Here is a 16,070-nt window from a genome sequence, read left to right as displayed (position 1 = left end):
GCCGTGGACCTGACCCTGCTCTACCGGGGGCCGCTCGCCTCCTGCGACTTCGACTGTCCCTACTGTCCCTTCGCCAAGCGCCGTGACAGCAAGGAGCTGCTGCGTGCGGACCGGGCGGCGCTCGACCGGTTCACCGGGTGGGCGGCCGACCGGGCCGAGGACCGGCTGCGCGTGCTGTTCACCCCGTGGGGCGAGGGCCTGGTCCGGTCCTGGTACCGGCGGGCGCTGGTCGACCTGTCCCGGCTCGCGCACATCGAGCGGGTGGCGATCCAGACGAACCTGAGCTGCCGGACCGACTGGCTGGCCGAGGCGGACCGGGAGAGCGTGGCGCTCTGGTGCACGTACCACCCCGGGCAGACCCCGTACGAGCGGTTCCTCGGCAAGTGCGGGGAGCTGGCGGACCTCGGGGTCAGGTTCAGCGTCGGGGTGGTCGGGCTGCCCGAGCACCTGGAGCACGCGCGGCGGCTGCGGGAGGCGCTGCCGCCGCACGTGTACCTGTGGGTGAACGCGGCCGAGGGGCACACGTACACCGACGCGGAGGCCGCGCGGTGGACGGAGCTGGACCCCCTCTTCCCGTACAGCAGACAGCCGCACCGCTCGGCGGGGCTGCCCTGCCGCACCGGGGAGTCGGTGATCTCGGTGGACGGCGAGGGCACGGTCCGGCGCTGCCACTTCGTCCGGGCCGAGCTGGGGAACCTGTACGACGGTTCGTACCGTGCGGCCCTGCGGCCCCGCGCCTGCCCCCTCTCCGTCTGCGACTGCCACATCGGCTACGTCCACCTGGAGACGCTGCCGCTGTACGACGTGTTCGCCGGTGGGGTCCTGGAGCGCATCCCCGCCGCGGCGCCGCTCAGAGGGGCATGAGGTCCGGACGCTTGGCCTCGACGTGGTCGCCGGAGCTCTCGCCGCGCAGCCTGCGCCCGATCCACGGCACGAGGTACTCCTTCGCCCAGTGGATGTCGTCGCGCCGCACTTCGAGCGTGCCGCGCGGCGGGACCGGCGGCCAGGTCTGGTCCGGGTCGGCGGGCACCGGAAGACCGAGGACCTGGGCGGCGCGCAGCGCGACCCGGGTGTGGCCCTCGGCCGAGAGGTGCAGCCGGTCGTCGTCCCAGGCCCGCCGGTCCTGCACGGACCGCAGCGACCACAGGTCGAGGACCGGGCAGTCGTAGCGGTCGGCGATGGACCGGACGTGGGCGGTGTACGTGGCGATCTTGCCGCGCAGGTGCTTGAGCACGGGGATGTCACGGGTGTCGAAGCCGGTGGTCACCATGACGGTGCCGACGGCGGAGGTCAGGTCGGCGACGGCGCGCTCGAAGCGCTCGGCGACGTCGTCGGGGTCCGTGCCGGGGCGGATGATGTCGTTGCCACCGGCGCAGAAGGTCACCAGGTCGGGGGCGAGTTCCTTCGCCCGGGGGACCTGTTCCGCCACGATCTGGTCGAGGAGACGCCCGCGTACGGCCAGGTTGGCATAGCGGAAGGCGTCGTGCTCCGGCAGCTGGTCGGCGAGCAGTACCGCGAAGCGGTCCGCCCATCCGACGTACGTCCCGTCGGGTCCGGGGTCTCCGACACCCTCGGTGAAGCTGTCACCGATCGCCGCGTACGACCCGAATGCGTTCTTGTCTGTTGATCTCGAATCGTCTGCCACGGAGCGACATCCTTCCCTTTCGGATGTGACCTACGCGACCGTAAGGAGGGGTTGACGCCGGGTGACATATGACACCGATAAAGAAATTGCCAAGCCGGAATACGCCGGAGGCCCGGCACACGGGGGTGCCGGGCCTTCGGTGGGGCGGGTGCGTCAGACGGAGACGCCGTGCTGGCGGAGGTAGGCCAGCGGGTCGATGTCGGAGCCGTAGCCCGACGAGGTGCGGATCTCGAAGTGGAGGTGGGGTCCGGTCGAATTGCCGGTGGAGCCGGAGAGGCCGATCTGCTGCCCGCCGGAGACCGCCTGGCCCGCCGAGACGGCGAGCGAGGAGAGGTGGGCGTACTGCGAGTAGTTGCCGTCGGCGTGCTGGATGACGACCTCGTTGCCGTAGGCGCCGCTCCAGCCCGCCGAGACGACCGTGCCCGCGCCGACGGCGCGGACGGTGGTGCCGGAGGAGGCGATGAAGTCGACACCGGTGTGGTAGCCGGAGGACCACATGGAGCCGGAGGCGCGGTACGGGGTGGAGAAGCCGCCGCTGACGGGCTTGACCCAGCCGGAGGAGGAGGCCGAGGAGCCGGAGGACTGCGTCGTGGCCGAGCCGGAGTCCGGGGTGGTGGCCTGGGCCGCCGGGCGCTCGGAGCTCCGGCTGGTCTGCGTGGAGTCGCCGGAGCCCTGCGCGGGGGCCTTGTGCTCGGCCTTCGGGGCGGCCTTGGCGGGGCTCGCCGGGACGGCGGCGGGAGCGGTGCTCCTCGCCCCGAGGGTGAGCTTCATGCCGGGCAGGATGAACGAGGGGTTCTCGCCGACGACCTGGCGGTTGTCCGCGTAGAGCCGCTGCCAGCCACCGGTCAGGCGGTGCTCGGCGGCGATCTTCGAGAGGTGGTCGCCGCGGACGACGGCGTATGTCTTCGGCGTGGCCGGGGCGGTGACCGGAGCCGCCGCAGGGGCCTTGGCCTGGGCGGCGACGGTGACGGTCCGCGCGGGGGCGGTCGGGGCCGCCTGCTCGGCGGCGTGGGCCCCGGTGGCGCCGAGGAGCGGGAGGGCGACGACGGCGCCTCCCGTACCGGCGGCGGCGATGCCCCGGGTGAGGGGGTTGTTCCTGGGACGGCGGTGCTTACCCTTCGCGGGCATGGCGAATTCCTCTCCGGCGCCTGCGAGGTGAGCTGTCGGGTTCGGACGGGAGATGTCCGGCCGCGCTCTCGCGCGACTTCACCCCGAGCCGTCCTGCGTCGCGGGACCGGCGTACTTCATGGGTCCCCCGCTCCTGCCATGCATGGGATGAGTGGGAATTCCGGACGGTGGCAGGATTCGGCGGTCCGACCGGATTGACGGTGACGCTAGACGAGCGTTTCGGTGCGAACAAGCCGATGCTTTATCAGTTCCGCGCCCACTCGCCGCCGGGCCCGGAATTCCGGTCACCCTCCGTGGATGGCACTGCTTCGACTCCCTTTTTCCGTAGGGCGATTGCGTCGCGCGCCCGGGCACGATCCGTCACTTCTATGACGCTGCTCACGCTCCGATTCCCATCTCATCTGCAATCAGGGCGTGTTATCCGGAACGTGTGAATACGGACAGATCGCCCATTCCTATCCAGGGGGTGCGCCCCGTTCGTCCTGCCTGGATGATTGACCCTTGGAATCGGCCCCGTGCCGTACCCGAACGCCACTTTCTCCAGGAGCATCCGTGACGCAGCAGCTGCCGCAGGTCCCGCCCGTCGAAGCGAACGAGCCCGAGCTGGCCGAGGTCCGCAATTTCCGGGACGTGGGCGGCCTGCCGACGACGGACGGGCGCGCGGTGCGCTCCGGCCGCCTGTTCCGCAGCGGCCACCTCGCCCACGCGACCGAGGAGGACGCCGCCTTCCTCGCCTCGCTGGACCTGCACACCGTCTTCGACTTCCGCAACCAGGCCGACGTGCGCGTCGAGGGGGCGGACGTCGACCTTCCGGGCGTGCGCAACGTGAACATACCCCTGAACGACCCGGCCGACGGCAAGGAGTTCTGGCGGCTGGTGCGGGACGGGGACATCGCCCAGCTGCGGGAGATCCTCGGCGGGGACAAGGCCGCCGACCGGATGGCCGATTCCTATCGGAAGATGGTGGTCGAGCGGACCGCCGACCACAGCCGCATCCTGCACGCGCTCGCGGAGGACAGCGTCCCCGCGCTGATGCACTGCGCGGCGGGCAAGGACCGCGCCGGGCTCTCGATCGCGATCACCCTGCTCGCCCTCGGGGTCGAGCGTTCGGCGATAGAGGCCGACTACGTGAAGTCGAACGACCCGCACCGCCGGTACAAGGTGAGCCGCAGCTCCACCGCCTCGGACGCCATGTCGCCCGAGGTGATGGAGCTGCTGAGCCCGCTGTTCGACGCGCGGGTGGAGTATCTGCGAGGTGCCTTCGAGACGATCGAGGAGACCTGGGGCTCGGTGGACACCTACCTCGCCGAGGGCCTCAAGCTGACCCCGGAGACCCTCGGCCGACTGCGGGAGCGCCTGCTCACCGAGGTCTGAGCCGGACCCTCCGGGCCGCGCCGACTCCGTGGAGCGCGGCCCTGGCGAACCCGTACGGGCCCACCGCCTCTCGCCGACCGCGCCCTAGGGCCCGTCTGACAATTCCCGCCTGCCTCACGACGCCATGCACGCACTCTCGGCGCACCGTCCCCAGACCCACGTACGTCCAGTACGAGGGCCTGGGGCCAGCACGCCGAGAGCACGCACCTGACGCCGCGCGGCCGCCCTGCGGGCGACGACGGGAATTGTCAGACGGGCCCTAGTTCTGCCCGCCCATCATGAAGAGCAGGTACAGGAAGCCGGCGAAGAGGTGGCCCGCCACCAGGTAGGCGAAGAGGCGGAGCACCAGGCCCTTGGGGAACTTGCCCTCACCGCGCTCCTCGCCGGTGACCGCTGCGTGCTTCTCGGACATGTCGAACCTTTCGGAGGAAGGATCAGGCGGGGTCAGCGACGGTGCGGAGTTCCGTCGCCGAGGCACAGCTCGGCGACGGGGCTCTGCATCAGGGTGTGGACGAAGAGCAGCTCGGCCCCGCTGGAGGTCGCGGCGCCGATGCGGTGCGGGGTGAGCGAGTCGAAGTGCGCGCTGTCCCCGGGGTCGAGGATGTGGACGGCTTCGCCGAGCGCCAGGCGCACCCGGCCCTCCAGGACGTGGATCCACTCCTCACCGGAGTGGACCCGCACGATGTCCGCACGGGTGGCGTACGGCACGTGGACCCGCAGGCACTGGAGGGCGCGCCCGGCGCTGCCGGCCTGCCGGTAGATCCAGCCGTCCGCCTCGACGGGCTCGGAGCGTCCGGCGCGGACCACGGGGTCCCGTTCGGGGGGCGTCTCCCCCAGCAGCTCGGAGACCGTCGTACCGTAGATGCGGGAGAGGGCGAGCAGCATGGGCAGCGAGGGCTGCCGGTTGCCCGTCTCCAGCCGCGAGAGGTGGGCGGGCGAGAGACCGGCGCGCTGGGCGGCGGTCTCCAGGGTCAGTCCCCGGCGGCGGCGCAGGCCCCGCAGCTGCGGGGCGACGTCCGGCAGGACGTCGGGAAGGGCGGGGGCCGGGGTGTTGTCCCCGGGGACATGGTCCATGGGTCCATTCCGCCAGGATCGTGCCTCTGAGGCAAGTTTCTTGCCCCAGAGGCAAAAGCCCGGGGAGCGGGTACGGGCCCGGCCACGGAGAGATACGACCCCGGGGCCGGGGCCCGGCGACGCGCGGGTCAGCGCTGGGCGACCGCCTGTTTGACCAGTGTCCTGCCGAAGTCCCACATCAGCCCGCCACCGCTGTGGGCGTCGTCCATGACCGCGGTGAAGGCGGTGACGAACCGGTCCACGTCCGCCTCGTCGATGACCAGCGGCGGAATCAGTTTGATCACCTCCAGGCGGTCCCCCGAGACCTGGGTCAGGATGTGGTGGCGCTGGAGCAGCGGGACGACGACCATCTGGGCGAAGAGACCCTTGCGGGCCGCCTGGAGCATCGTCCAGCGCCCGCGCAGTCCCAGTGAGGACGGACGGCCGAACTCGATCCCGATCATCAGACCGCGCCCGCGGATCTCGCGCAGCAGCTCGTACCGGGGCACCAGCTCCTTGAGCCGTCCGGAGAGCAGGTCGCCCATCCGGCGCGCGTGGGCGACCGTGCCCTCGTTCTCCATGACCGAGAGGACGGCGAGCCCGGCGGTCATGGCCTGCGCGTTCGAGCCGAAGCTCGCCGAGTGGACCAGGACCCGGTCCATCGACGAGTAGACCTTCTTGAAGATCCAGTCCTTGCCGAGGGTGGCGCCGACCGGCACGTAGCCGCCGGAGAGCGCCTTGGCGACACAGACCAGGTCCGGCTCGACGCCCTCCTCGTGCTGATAGGCGTAGAAGTCGCCGGTCCGGCCCAGACCGGTCTGCACCTCGTCGGCGACGAGCAGGGCCCCGTGCCGGTGCAGCAGCTCCTGGGCCGCCCGCAGGAAGCCGGGCGGGGACTCCTGGACGCCCTTGCCCTGGACGGGCTCGACGACGAAGGCGGCCACGTCGCCCCCGCGCAGCTCCCGCTCCAGCGCGTCGAGGTCGCCCAGCTCGATCGCCGTGTCGGGCAGCAGCGGGGCGAAGCCGTCCCGGAAGCCCTTCTCACCGTTGACGGAGAGGGAGCCGACGGTGAGCCCGTGGAAGGCGTGGGAGCAGTGCAGGACCCTGGGGCGCCCGGTGGCGTACCGGGCGAACTTCAGGGCGGTCTCGACCGCCTCGGTGCCGCTGTTGCCGAAGAAGACCCGGTCGAGATGGGGGCTGTGCGCCAGCAGGCGCTCGGCGAGCAGCCCCGGCAGCGGCTGGCAGTCGAACCGGGTGAGGTCGGCGAGCTGGGCGTCGAGGACGTCGTGGAGGGCCTTGCGGACGACCGGGTGGTGCCGTCCGAGGCCCATCACTCCGAAACCCGCGAGCATGTCGAGGTGGTCGACGCCGTCGGCGTCCCAGAAGTGGGCGCCCTCGGCCCTCTCGTAGACCTTGTCGAAGCCGATGGTGCGGAGCATGCGCGGCAGCTGGTGGTTGAGGTGGCGGGCGTGCAGCTCGTAGCCCTCGCCGCCGCGCTCGGCGAGCAGCGCCCGCAGGTCGAACTCGCCCTTCACGCGTCGCTCACCCGTTGTTCCCCGAGACGGTCTCCCGGACCGCGCGCAGGGACTCCTTGAGGGAGCCCATGGTGGCGAGGACGGCGGTGGGCTCGTATCCGCAGTGGGCCATGCAGTTGGCGCAGCGCGGGTCCTTGCCTCGGCCGTACTTGTCCCAGTCGGTGTCCTCGACGAGTTCGCGGTACGTGGGGACGTAGCCGTCGCTCATCAGATAGCAGGGGCGCTGCCAGCCGAAGAGCGAGTAGTTGGGAATGGCCCAGGCGGTGCACGGGAAGTCCGCCTTTCCTTCCAGGAAGTCCAGGAAGAGCGGCGAGTGGTTGAGCCGCCAGCGGCGCCTGTTCCCTCCGGCGAAGGCCTTCCTGAAGAGTTCCCGGGTCTGCTCGACGCCGAGGAAGTGCTCCTGGTCGGGTGCCTTCTCGTAGGCGTAGGCGGGCGAGATCATCATTTCGTCGACCTGGAGGTCGTCGTTGAGGAAATTGAGGACCTCGATGATCGTCTGCGGGGTGTCGGTGTTGAAGAAGGTGGAATTGGTGGTGACCCGGAAGCCGCGCCGCTTGGCCTCCTTGATGGCCGCCACCGCCTCGTCGAACACGCCCTCCTTGGCGACGGACTCGTCGTGCCGCTCGCGCAGGCCGTCGATGTGCACGGCGAAGGCGAAGTACGGCGAGGGGGTGAAGTTCTCCAGCTTCTTGCGCATCAGCATCGCGTTGGTGCAGAGGAAGACGTACTTCTTCTTGGCCACCAACTGGCGGACGATCTCGTCGATCTGAGGATGCATCAGGGGTTCGCCGCCCGCGATGGAGACCATCGGGGCGCCGGATTCGAGGACCGCGCCGACCGCCTGGGCGACCGGCATCCGCTGCTTGAGGACGCCCGCCGGATGCTGGATCTTGCCGCAGCCCTCGCATTTGAGGTTGCAGGCGAACAGCGGCTCCAGCTCGACGATGAGCGGGAACTTGTCCCGCTTGCGGAGCTTCTGTTCGAAGAGGTAGGTCCCGACCCGGACGGACTGACGGAGCGGCATGGCCATAACTCGTTCACCTCCTGGGGAGCAGCAAAGAACGGTGCCATTCGAGAAACGCGGGAAGGACTGCGCGAAGGACACGGAAGGCCGATATTCCCCCGCGTACCGTGCCGATCCGGACCAGCTCATGTTCAGGAGCGTCCACGACCACCCGGACGGCCGCAACCGGGCGCACGTCCGGACCGCCCCAGGGGCCCCCGGCGGCGCGGGCGGCTCCCAGGGTCGCGGCGGACTCCATGTCGACGGCGACGGCCCCGGTGGCCCGCAGCGCGGCCCGCTCGGGCCCGCGCACCACATGGTCGGAGCCGATCAGCGGCCCGGTGTGGACGGCCCGCCCCGGCACCGCCCTGACCAGGGCCTTCACCAGGAGCTCCACGCCGGTGCAGAGCGTCGTGCCGTCCGCTCCCCGGGTCTCCCCGGCGACGACCAGGTCACCCGGGTGCATTCCGGGGGCGAGGCCCGCGCAGAAGCCGGAGGCGATGACGGCCGCCTCCCGGCCCCCCTCCGCCGTGAGGGCCCGGGACACGGCCGTACGGGCCCGCTCGGGGCCCATCCCGGTGCGGAGCACGGTGACCGGCCCGGGGGCGCCGCCCCGGTCGCCGCTGCGCAGGGCGAGCTGCTCGATGCCGAGCGCGCAGGCGATCAGCAGCGGCGGCGGGGCGGCGGGGCCCGGCTCCCGCCCCATCAGCGGTCCCCGCCGAGCGAGGCGCCGACCGGGGCACCCGGCGCGCCCGCGGGCGCGCCGCCGGGCGCGGGCTCCCCGTGGACGTACCGGCCGAGCGCGGTGACCGGGAAGACCTGGCGGTAGAGGTGGTAGTTGATGGAGAAGTCCCAGGGGAAGCCGGTGCCGGTGAAGTGGGGCTCGTCCCAGGAGCCGTCCTCCCGCTGGGTGGCGGCGAGCCAGTCGACGCCCCGCCGGACGGCCTCGGACTCCCGCTCCCCGGCGGCGAGCAGCGCGATGAGCGCCCAGGCGGTCTGGGAGGCGGTGGAGGCGCCTCGGCCGATCCACTCCTCCTCCCGGTACGAGCGGAGGTCCTCGCCCCAGCCGCCGTCCTCGTTCTGCACGGTCCCGAGCCAGTCGACGGCCCGGCGCACGGCCGGGTGGGTGACGGGCAGTCCGGCGGCGGTGAGGGCGGGCAGCACCGAGCCGGTCCCGTAGACGTAGTTGACGCCCCAGCGGCCGAACCAGGCGCCGTTGGGCTCCTGTTCGGCGAGCAGCCAGGCGATGCCCCGGCGGGTGCGGGGGTCCTTGGCCAGGCCCTCGTGGGCGAGCATCTCCACGACGTGGGCGGTGACGTCGGCGGAGGGCGGGTCGATCACCTCGCCGAAGTCGCAGAACGGCAGCTTGTTGGGGAACGCGCTGGTGTTGTCGGCGTCGAAGGCCCCCCAGGCGCCGTTCCGCGACTGCATCCCGAGGGTCCAGCGGATGCCCCGCTCGGCGGCGGCCCGCACCCGGGCAGGGTTCGGGTGGTCCACCCGGCGCAGGGCCAGCAGGACTTCGGCGGTGTCGTCGATGTCGGGGTAGGTGTCGTTGTGGAACTCGAACGCCCAGCCGCCCGGGGGCAGTCCGGGTCGCTGCACCGCCCAGTCCCCGGTCCGGGTGATCTCCTCGTCGAGCATCCAGTCCACGGCCTTCACCAGGGCCGGGTGGTCGGGGCTGAGCCCCGCGTCGGCGAGGGCGATGGTGGCGAGACAGGTGTCCCAGACCGGTGACTGGCAGGCCTCGATCATCCGTGAACCGTCCTCGCCCCGCACCGCGAACCGGTCGAGGGATTCGAGACCTGCCCGCACGACGGGGTGCCCCAGGTCGTAGCCGAGGAGGTGCAGGGCGATGATCGAGTAGACGGCGGGGGGCTGGATGCCGCCCCAGCAGCCGTCGTTCTCCTGGCGCTCCACGATCCAGCGGGCGGCGAGGTTCATGGCCGTGCGGCGGACGGCGCGGGGCGCCACCCGGTGGTAGAGGCGCAGCGCCTTGTCGAGGCGCTGGAAGAGCCCGTCCCAGCCGGTCGCGGGGGCCAGTGGCCGGGGCGGGTTCGGCCGGGCGGGGTCGGTGTGGAGTTCGTCGAGCGGGAAGGGCGCGGGGCGGACCGGGCGCGTCGCGGAGACGACGGTGAGCGGCACGATCGTCTGCCGGGCCCAGCAGCCGAAGTCGTAGATGTTGAGCGGGAACCACTTCGGCAGGAAGAGCAGTTCCGGCGGCAGCTCCGGCAGGTCGTCCCAGCGCCACCAGCCGAAGAGGGCGAGCCAGATCCGGGTGAAGACCCGGGCGGAGGCGATGCCGCCGCGCGCCCTGACCCAGGCGGAGGCGCGGGCCATGTGCGGGGCTTCGGGCGGGTCCCCGGCGAGCCGCAGCGCCACGTAGGCCTCGACGGTGGCGGAGATCTCGCCGGGCCCGTCGTGGAAGGTGGGCCAGGAACCGTCCTCGTACTGGAGGCGGCGGACGTGGAGGGCGGTGGCCCGGGTGGTGTCGGCGTCGAGGATGCCGAGGAACTGGCGGAGGAGGAGGTCCTCGGCGTCCATGGTGACGTTGGTCTCCAGGTCGCCCTTCCACCAGCCCGCCGGGTCCTGGTGGGCGAGCAGGTGCCCGACGCCCCTTTCCAGGGCCCGTGCGGCGGGGCCGTCGGCGCCGGAGGCGTCGGTGTCGTGCGTGGTGCTGGCCGCGGCCGCCCGGGGGCCCACGGCCCCCGCGCTTCCGTCGGTCGTCGCTGTCATGGCTTCCCCTTTGCGGCAGTCGGATTGCTTCTGCTTCCACGGGTCTGCCGTCGGCCGGCGCCGTGAGGCACCGGCCGGCGACCGCGAACTCATATCAGGGTGATGGTGATCATCTCTTCCGTACGACGACGAAGTCGGCGAGTGCGACGAGCTGGGACCGCAGGGTGGCCGGCATGTCCACCTCGTTCAGGGCCCCGATCGCGACGGCGTGCTGCCGCCGGGCCTCCTGGGCGGTCCACTCGCGTCCTCCGGCCTCCTCGATGAGGGCGGCGCGGGCGGCGAACTCCTCCTCGGAGAAGCTGTCGAAGTCGGTGGACTTGGCGTCCGCGGCGAGGAGTTCACCGAGCTGCTCGGACGCCGGGCCGCCCGCCGCGAGGGCGGCGACGACCGGCAGGGACTTCTTGCGCTGGCGCAGGTCGCTCCAGGTCTGCTTGCCGGTGGCCTCCGGGTCGCCCCAGATGCCGAGGAGGTCGTCCACCGCCTGGAAGGCGAGGCCGAGGTGGTAGCCGTACTCCTCCAGCTTGTCGGCGGTGCGGTCGTCGGCGCCGCCCAGGACGGCGCCGATGGACACCGCGCAGGCGAGCAGGGCGCCCGTCTTGTTGCCCTCCATCTCCAGGCACTCCTCGACGGTGACCCGCTCGCGGTGCTCGTACGAGATGTCCTGGGCCTGCCCGTCGATGAGCTTGCGGGTGGCGGTGGTGAGGCGGCGGGTGGCCCGGCCCGCCTCGACGGTGCCGAGTTCGAGGAGCAGTTCGTTGGCGAGCGCGAACAGCGCGTCGCCGACGAGGATGGCCTGCGCGGGGCCGTGCACCTTCCACACGGTGTCCCGGTGGCGCCGCTGCTCGTCGCCGTCCATCAGGTCGTCGTGCAGCAGCGAGAAGTTGTGGACGAGCTCCACGGCGACGGCGCCGGGGATCCCGACCTCGGGCGCGGCGCCCGCGACCTCGGCCGACAGCAGGGCGAGCGCGGGGCGGACGGCCTTGCCGCCGTCGCCGTCGGCCGGGTTGCCCTGCGCGTCGATCCAGCCGAAGTGGTAGGCGGCCACGGTGTCCATGGGCGGCGCGAGGCGGTCGACGGCCGCCCGCAGTACGGGGGTGGACAGGGTCCGCCCCCGCTCCAGCAGTGCGGACACGTCCGCGGTGTCGACGGCCGGATTACCCGGCGGCACAGTCGGCACGGTCTCTCCTCTTGTTCCGGTACTCACACTCATGCCGCCTCCTGCAGCGGATGGTCATGGCGGCGGCCGAGGGTGGAGAGCGCGGCGCCCGCGGCGCTCAGACCGCTGCGCACCGCACCCTCCATGGTCGCGGGCCAGCCGGTGGCGGTCCAGGCCCCGGCCAGGTAAAGCCCCCGGGCCCGGGTGCGGGCACCGGGGCGGAGCCGGCCGACACCCGGTGCGGGGGCGAACGTCGCCGTCCGCTCCCTGGTGACGAAGAAGTCGCGGACGCCCGCGCCCCGGGCGGCGGGCAGCAGCCGCTCCATCTCGGGGAGGTACTTGGCGCGCAGGGCGGCGACGGGCTCGTCGATCTCGTCCTGGGCGGCCGACTGGGAGACGGCGAGGTACTGGCCGCCGCCGGTCAGCCCGGAGGACTCGGTGCGGTCGAAGACCCACTGCACCGGGGAGCCGAGGGCGGTGAAGAAGGGGCGCTTCAGCACCTTGCGGCCGTACACCACGTGCAGGTTGAGGATCGGTGCCGTACCGATGTCGAGGAGCCGGTCGGGGTCGTCGAGGGCGCCCTCGGGCAGCAGACCGTGGGTCTCCTGCTGCGGCACGGCCAGCACGACGACGTCCGCTTCCAGGGTCTCGCCGGGCACCTCCACGGTCCAACGCCCGCCGTCGGTGCGGGAGATCCGCTCGGCCTTGGTGCGGAGCACGGTACGGACCCCGAGGGCGTCCAGTTCCTTCGCGGCCCGGGTGTCGTGGAGTTCGCCGAGCGGGACGTGGGCCCAGCCGATGTCGGCGGCGCCGGGCTCGGAGAGCAGCCCGGTCTTGAAGACCATCGCGGCCAGCCCCATGGAGGACTCCGCCGCGGGGGCGTTGAGGGTGGGGACGCCGATGAGGTCCCACAGCGCCTCGACGGCCCGCGGGGACTGTCCGTACCGGCCGAGCCAGGTGGCGAAGTCGATGCCGTCGAGGGCTGGGTCGGCGGGGTCGAGCTTCTTCAGGGCGAGCGCGGCGCGGCCCACGGAGGCGCGCTCGGCGAGCGAGAGGTGCGGGTAGCCGGCGAGGCCGCGCGCGAGGTGCAGCGGCACCGGCAGGGCGTCGCGGCGGATCCGGCCCAGGCGGGGGCCCGCGGGCCCGCCGACGTCGAGCACGGGCACGTCGAGGCGGTCCTGGAGCGGGGCGAGCCGGGCGCCGTCGATCCGGTCGAGGAACCAGCGGTAGGCGGTGCAGCAGCGCAGGTAGACGTGCTGGCCGTTGTCGACGGACAGGTCGCCGCGCCGGAACGAGAAGACGAGGCCGCCGAGCCGGGGACGGCCTTCGAGGAGGGTGACGCCGAGTCCCGCCTCGGCGAGCCGGAGCGCGGCGGTGACGCCCGCGAGTCCGCCGCCGACGACGACGGCGCGGGGCTGCCGGTCGGTCCGCTCGGTCGCGTCGTGGGTCACGCGGTCTCCGTTCGGGTCGTCTCGGGCGGGCGGGGCGCGGTCGCCGCCGGGGCGGCCGGGGCCGCCGCGAGCAGGGACGCCGGGGCGGCGCCCGCGGTTGCGCGGCGGCCGGGGGAGGACGGCGCCATCAGACGCGCCTCCTCACGGTGCGCCGGGCGATGTGCCGGGTGTCGAGGCCGGAGAGGCCGCGCACCGCGACGTACGCCTTCTCGCGGCCGGGCAGCGAGACGCGGCCGCGCAGCACGGCCTCGGGATCGCGCTCGATCCGGTCGAGGAGGCGCCGGTAGATCCCGGCCATGGCGGCGACACAGGCACCGCTGCGCCGGTCGAGCATGGGCAGGAGCCGGTAGCCCTCGGCGAACAGGGCGCGGGCGCGCCGCACTTCGAAGTGGACGAGGCCCGCGAAGTCGGAGCCGGGCGGCGGGGTGCCGCCGCCGAAGCCTTCGCCGCAGCCGAACTTGGCGAGGTCGTCGGCGGGCAGGTAGACGCGTCCGTTGCCCGCGTCCTCGCGTACGTCCCTGAGGATGTTGGTGAGTTGGAGCGCGAGGCCCAGGGTGTCGGCGTACTCGGGGGCGCGGTCGGCGCCCTGGGCGCCGGGCGCGGTGCCGAAGACGCCGAGGGAGAGCCTGCCGATGGCCCCGGCGACGCAGCGGCAGTAGACCTTGAGGTCGTCCCAGGTCTCGTAGGTCGCGCCGCGCACGTCCATGAGGACGCCGTCGATGAGTTCGTCGAGTCCGTCGAGCGGGATCGGGAAGCGGCGGGCGGAGTCCGCGAGGGCGACGGCGACGGGGTCGGTGTCGTCCTCGTCGACCTTGTCGGCGCGGACGCGGTCCAGGAGGGCGCGGGTGGCCTCCAGGCGGTCGCGCTTGACCTCGGGCGGGAGCGGGCCGTCGCCGATGTCGTCGACGCGCCGGGAGAAGGCGTACAGCGCGGACATCGCCTGTCGCTTCTCGGTCGGCAGCAGCCGGATCCCGTAGGCGAAGTTCCGCGCCTGCTGTCCGGTGACGGCCTCGCAGTAGCTGTAGGCGGCCAGTACCGGTGCGGACGGCTGGGGCTGTGCCTCCACGGTCGCGCTCACCCCTCTTTCCGCGCCCGGAGCAGGACCGCTCCAGCCTGGCGCATCAGGCTCGGCTTGGTGGACTTCGGTGCCCCGGCCAGCACGTCGTAACCGGCGTCGGTGATCGCGTCGAGCGCCGCGTGGCCGCCCGCCGTGAATCCGGCGAGGAGCAGGCGGAGCCGTCCGTGGACGCTGCCGACGAGCGGGCCGCCCGCGTGGAGCAGGTCGCGGGCGCGCTGCGCCTCGAAGGCGATCAGGGCGCGCACGGACGCTCCGGCGGTGGGCCGGGCGAGGTCGTCCTCGGTGACGTGGAAGCGCCTGAGGTCCTCGGCGGGGAGGTAGACGCGGCCGTCGGCGAGGTCCTCGGCAACGTCCTGGAGGTGTTCGACGATCTGGAGGGCGGTGCAGATCTCGTCGGAGCGGCGGATCCGCTCGGGGGTGTCCGTCCCGGTGATCGCGAGGACGAGCCTGCCGACCGGGTTGGCGGACAGCTCGCAGTACGCGAGGAGCTCGTCGTACGTCTCGTAGCGGCTGACCGACTGGTCCTGGCGGTTGGCGGCGACGAGGCCGAGGAAGGGCGCGGGGGTCAGCCCGCAGCGCCGTACGGTCGGCTGGAGGGCGCGCAGCAGGGGGTGGCGGGGGACGCCGTCGAAGACCCGGTGGAGGTCCTCCTCGAAGGCGTCGAGGAGGGCCAGCCGGTCACGGGCCGTCTCGGGGTCGAGCCCGAGGTGGCGGGCGTCGGAGCCGCCGGGGGCGAGGTCGCCGTCGCCGATGTCGTCGACGAGGCGGGCGAAGCCGTAGACGGCCATGAGGTCGTCGCGCCAGGCCCTGGGCAGGAAGAAGGGGGCCACCGGGAAGTTCTCGTCCGCCGCCTTGCCGAGCGTGGCGCGCGCGGAGGCGTCGGGGCGCCCCTGCCGGGTGTCCGTCACAGGGCACTGCCCGACGGAGGGACGGCGACACCCTCGTGGAGCTGGAGATTCTGCGTCATGGCCGTCACGTCTCCCGTTCTACACTGCCGATCCAATCCATCCTATTTCGGACACGCCGCCGACCCCCGCGCGGAGCGCCGCCGTCACGGCGCCCGATGACTGTGGAGTATCGCCCTACTTGCCGCGAAACAGACCGGTCCAGCTTACGTTGTACGACGTCCGTCGGCGTTCCGGGGTGGCAGCTGCTCCGCCGCCCTCCCGAACGCCCCGCCAACCGGCTCTGGATCAAGGGGAGTTCGGGCAGAGGCGGAGGTCAGGAAGTGCGGGTCCCGGAGACGACCATGGCGAGCGTGGTCTCGACCACCGCGTTCCTCCGCTGGGCGGGGAGGCGGCGCAGGGGGCCGTCGAGCAGGAGGAGCGACAGTCCGTGCACGGCCGACCACGCGGCGGCTCCCCCGGCGGCGCGGGCGCCCGGCCTGGGGTTGCCCGCGAGGGCTTCGAGTGCTTCGCGGAGCAGGGTGAAGGCGCGGATCTCGGGCTCGGCGGGCTGCCGGTCCTGCGCGGGCCCCGGTGCCCGGAACTCCCCGGCCGTCAGGTCCGCGCCGGTCGGCCGGGGGGCGCAGAACGCGGCCCGGTAGAGCCCGGGGTGCTCCACGGCGAAGCCGACGTACGCCCGGCACAGGGCCCCGAGTCTGCGCTCGGCGGCGAGGGCGGGGTCGTCGGCGCCGGGCTCGCGGGCGGCGGCGTGCTCCATGGCCTCGGCCAGGACCCGCTGGGCGTGGGTCCTGACGGTGTGCAGGAGCTCGCCCCTGCCGTCGAAGTGCCGGTAGGCGGCGGTGGGTGAGACGCCGACCCGGCGGGCCGCCTCCCGCAGCACGACCCGTTCGGGGCCGCCTTCGGTGGCGAGGTCCACGGCGGCGCAGATCAGCGCATTGCGCAGATCGCCGTGGTGATAGGTCTTGCCCCCCGAGTTCGCTGCCATGGGCTCATCCTGCCCGATGTTGAC

16 protein-coding genes and 1 riboswitch are annotated in these 16,070 nt (G+C 72.8%); of the genes, 2 read left to right on the top strand and 14 right to left on the bottom strand.

Features of this window, described 5'->3' with window-relative positions:
* Positions 1 to 3 precede the first annotated feature (3 nt).
* Positions 4 to 864: an STM4011 family radical SAM protein gene (locus tag ACIRQY_RS01315; protein ID WP_403921412.1), complete on the top strand. Its 861-nt coding sequence runs from the start codon at positions 4 to 6 to the stop codon at positions 862 to 864.
* On the opposite strand, the gene ACIRQY_RS01310 is transcribed toward ACIRQY_RS01315, so the two are convergent.
* Together ACIRQY_RS01310 and ACIRQY_RS01305 are read right to left on the bottom strand one after the other, a co-directional pair.
* Positions 851 to 1,645, bottom strand: a complete 795-nt coding sequence (locus ACIRQY_RS01310; protein ID WP_351791688.1) for an SGNH/GDSL hydrolase family protein — start codon at positions 1,643 to 1,645, stop codon at positions 851 to 853. The genes ACIRQY_RS01315 and ACIRQY_RS01310 overlap by 14 nt on opposite strands.
* A 153-nt stretch (positions 1,646 to 1,798) precedes the next feature.
* On the bottom strand, positions 1,799 to 2,773 hold the full coding sequence (locus ACIRQY_RS01305) for a peptidoglycan DD-metalloendopeptidase family protein (RefSeq protein ID WP_403921409.1): 975 nt from the start codon (positions 2,771 to 2,773) through the stop codon (positions 1,799 to 1,801).
* A 4-nt stretch (positions 2,774 to 2,777) separates the two neighbouring features.
* Positions 2,778 to 2,933: riboswitch (cyclic di-AMP (ydaO/yuaA leader) on the bottom strand.
* 392 nt (positions 2,934 to 3,325) lie between these two features.
* Here ACIRQY_RS01305 and ACIRQY_RS01300 point away from each other — a divergent pair.
* Entirely contained in the window at positions 3,326 to 4,147 is an 822-nt protein-coding gene (locus tag ACIRQY_RS01300; protein ID WP_403921406.1) for a tyrosine-protein phosphatase, read from the top strand.
* A gap of 259 nt (positions 4,148 to 4,406) precedes the next feature.
* On the opposite strand, the gene ACIRQY_RS01295 is transcribed toward ACIRQY_RS01300, so the two are convergent.
* From ACIRQY_RS01295 to ACIRQY_RS01240, 12 genes are all read right to left on the bottom strand, one after another.
* Complete coding sequence (locus tag ACIRQY_RS01295; protein WP_351779903.1) at positions 4,407 to 4,559, bottom strand: DUF6126 family protein; 153 nt, start codon at positions 4,557 to 4,559, stop codon at positions 4,407 to 4,409.
* Positions 4,560 to 4,591: 32 nt separating this feature from the next.
* Positions 4,592 to 5,221: an XRE family transcriptional regulator gene (locus tag ACIRQY_RS01290; protein ID WP_351779906.1), complete on the bottom strand. Its 630-nt coding sequence runs from the start codon at positions 5,219 to 5,221 to the stop codon at positions 4,592 to 4,594.
* A gap of 128 nt (positions 5,222 to 5,349) precedes the next feature.
* On the bottom strand, positions 5,350 to 6,735 hold the full coding sequence (locus tag ACIRQY_RS01285; RefSeq protein ID WP_403921401.1) for an aspartate aminotransferase family protein: 1,386 nt from the start codon (positions 6,733 to 6,735) through the stop codon (positions 5,350 to 5,352).
* 7 nt (positions 6,736 to 6,742) lie between these two features.
* Entirely contained in the window at positions 6,743 to 7,765 is a 1,023-nt protein-coding gene (gene hpnH / locus ACIRQY_RS01280; RefSeq protein ID WP_351779910.1) for an adenosyl-hopene transferase HpnH, read from the bottom strand.
* A gap of 7 nt (positions 7,766 to 7,772) precedes the next feature.
* Positions 7,773 to 8,444, bottom strand: coding sequence for a 1-hydroxy-2-methyl-2-butenyl 4-diphosphate reductase (locus ACIRQY_RS01275; RefSeq protein ID WP_403921398.1), 672 nt, complete (start codon positions 8,442 to 8,444; stop codon positions 7,773 to 7,775).
* A complete protein-coding gene (shc, locus tag ACIRQY_RS01270) occupies positions 8,444 to 10,471 on the bottom strand; it encodes a squalene--hopene cyclase (RefSeq protein ID WP_403921395.1) in 2,028 nt (675 codons plus the stop codon). Before shc ends, ACIRQY_RS01275 begins: the two co-directional genes overlap by 1 nt.
* A gap of 109 nt (positions 10,472 to 10,580) precedes the next feature.
* Positions 10,581 to 11,681, bottom strand: a complete 1,101-nt coding sequence (locus ACIRQY_RS01265; RefSeq protein WP_403921392.1) for a polyprenyl synthetase family protein — start codon at positions 11,679 to 11,681, stop codon at positions 10,581 to 10,583.
* Entirely contained in the window at positions 11,678 to 13,078 is a 1,401-nt protein-coding gene (gene hpnE, locus ACIRQY_RS01260; RefSeq protein ID WP_403921390.1) for a hydroxysqualene dehydroxylase HpnE, read from the bottom strand. Before hpnE ends, ACIRQY_RS01265 begins: the two co-directional genes overlap by 4 nt.
* A complete protein-coding gene (locus ACIRQY_RS01255) occupies positions 13,075 to 13,206 on the bottom strand; it encodes a hypothetical protein (protein ID WP_403921388.1) in 132 nt (43 codons plus the stop codon). The genes hpnE and ACIRQY_RS01255 overlap by 4 nt, the downstream gene beginning before the upstream one ends.
* The gene (gene hpnD / locus ACIRQY_RS01250; RefSeq protein ID WP_403921385.1) at positions 13,206 to 14,156 is read right to left on the bottom strand and encodes a presqualene diphosphate synthase HpnD; all 951 of its coding nucleotides are present in this window, start codon (positions 14,154 to 14,156) and stop codon (positions 13,206 to 13,208) included. The genes ACIRQY_RS01255 and hpnD overlap by 1 nt, the downstream gene beginning before the upstream one ends.
* The gene (gene hpnC / locus ACIRQY_RS01245) at positions 14,153 to 15,064 is read right to left on the bottom strand and encodes a squalene synthase HpnC (protein WP_403921383.1); all 912 of its coding nucleotides are present in this window, start codon (positions 15,062 to 15,064) and stop codon (positions 14,153 to 14,155) included. The genes hpnD and hpnC overlap by 4 nt, the downstream gene beginning before the upstream one ends.
* A gap of 313 nt (positions 15,065 to 15,377) precedes the next feature.
* A complete protein-coding gene (locus tag ACIRQY_RS01240; RefSeq protein WP_403921380.1) occupies positions 15,378 to 16,046 on the bottom strand; it encodes a TetR/AcrR family transcriptional regulator in 669 nt (222 codons plus the stop codon).
* Positions 16,047 to 16,070: the final 24 nt, after the last annotated feature.

This window comes from Streptomyces sp. NPDC101490, from assembly GCF_044767145.1.
Classification (GTDB): Bacteria; Actinomycetota; Actinomycetes; order Streptomycetales; family Streptomycetaceae; genus Streptomyces.
The sequence above is the reverse complement of the archived record's forward strand: the minus strand, read 5'-3'. Positions and strand labels throughout refer to the sequence as shown.

Coding starts and splice junctions, on each gene's coding strand:
- ACIRQY_RS01305 (WP_403921409.1), bottom strand. CDS start 2,773: ATGCCCGCGAAGGGTAAGCACCGCCGTCCCAGGAACAACCCCCTCACC.
- ACIRQY_RS01295 (WP_351779903.1), bottom strand. CDS start 4,559: ATGTCCGAGAAGCACGCAGCGGTCACCGGCGAGGAGCGCGGTGAGGGC.
- ACIRQY_RS01290 (WP_351779906.1), bottom strand. CDS start 5,221: ATGGACCATGTCCCCGGGGACAACACCCCGGCCCCCGCCCTTCCCGAC.
- hpnH (WP_351779910.1), bottom strand. CDS start 7,765: ATGGCCATGCCGCTCCGTCAGTCCGTCCGGGTCGGGACCTACCTCTTC.
- ACIRQY_RS01275 (WP_403921398.1), bottom strand. CDS start 8,444: ATGGGGCGGGAGCCGGGCCCCGCCGCCCCGCCGCCGCTGCTGATCGCC.
- shc (WP_403921395.1), bottom strand. CDS start 10,471: ATGACAGCGACGACCGACGGAAGCGCGGGGGCCGTGGGCCCCCGGGCG.
- ACIRQY_RS01265 (WP_403921392.1), bottom strand. CDS start 11,681: ATGAGTGTGAGTACCGGAACAAGAGGAGAGACCGTGCCGACTGTGCCG.
- ACIRQY_RS01255 (WP_403921388.1), bottom strand. CDS start 13,206: ATGGCGCCGTCCTCCCCCGGCCGCCGCGCAACCGCGGGCGCCGCCCCG.
- ACIRQY_RS01240 (WP_403921380.1), bottom strand. CDS start 16,046: ATGGCAGCGAACTCGGGGGGCAAGACCTATCACCACGGCGATCTGCGC.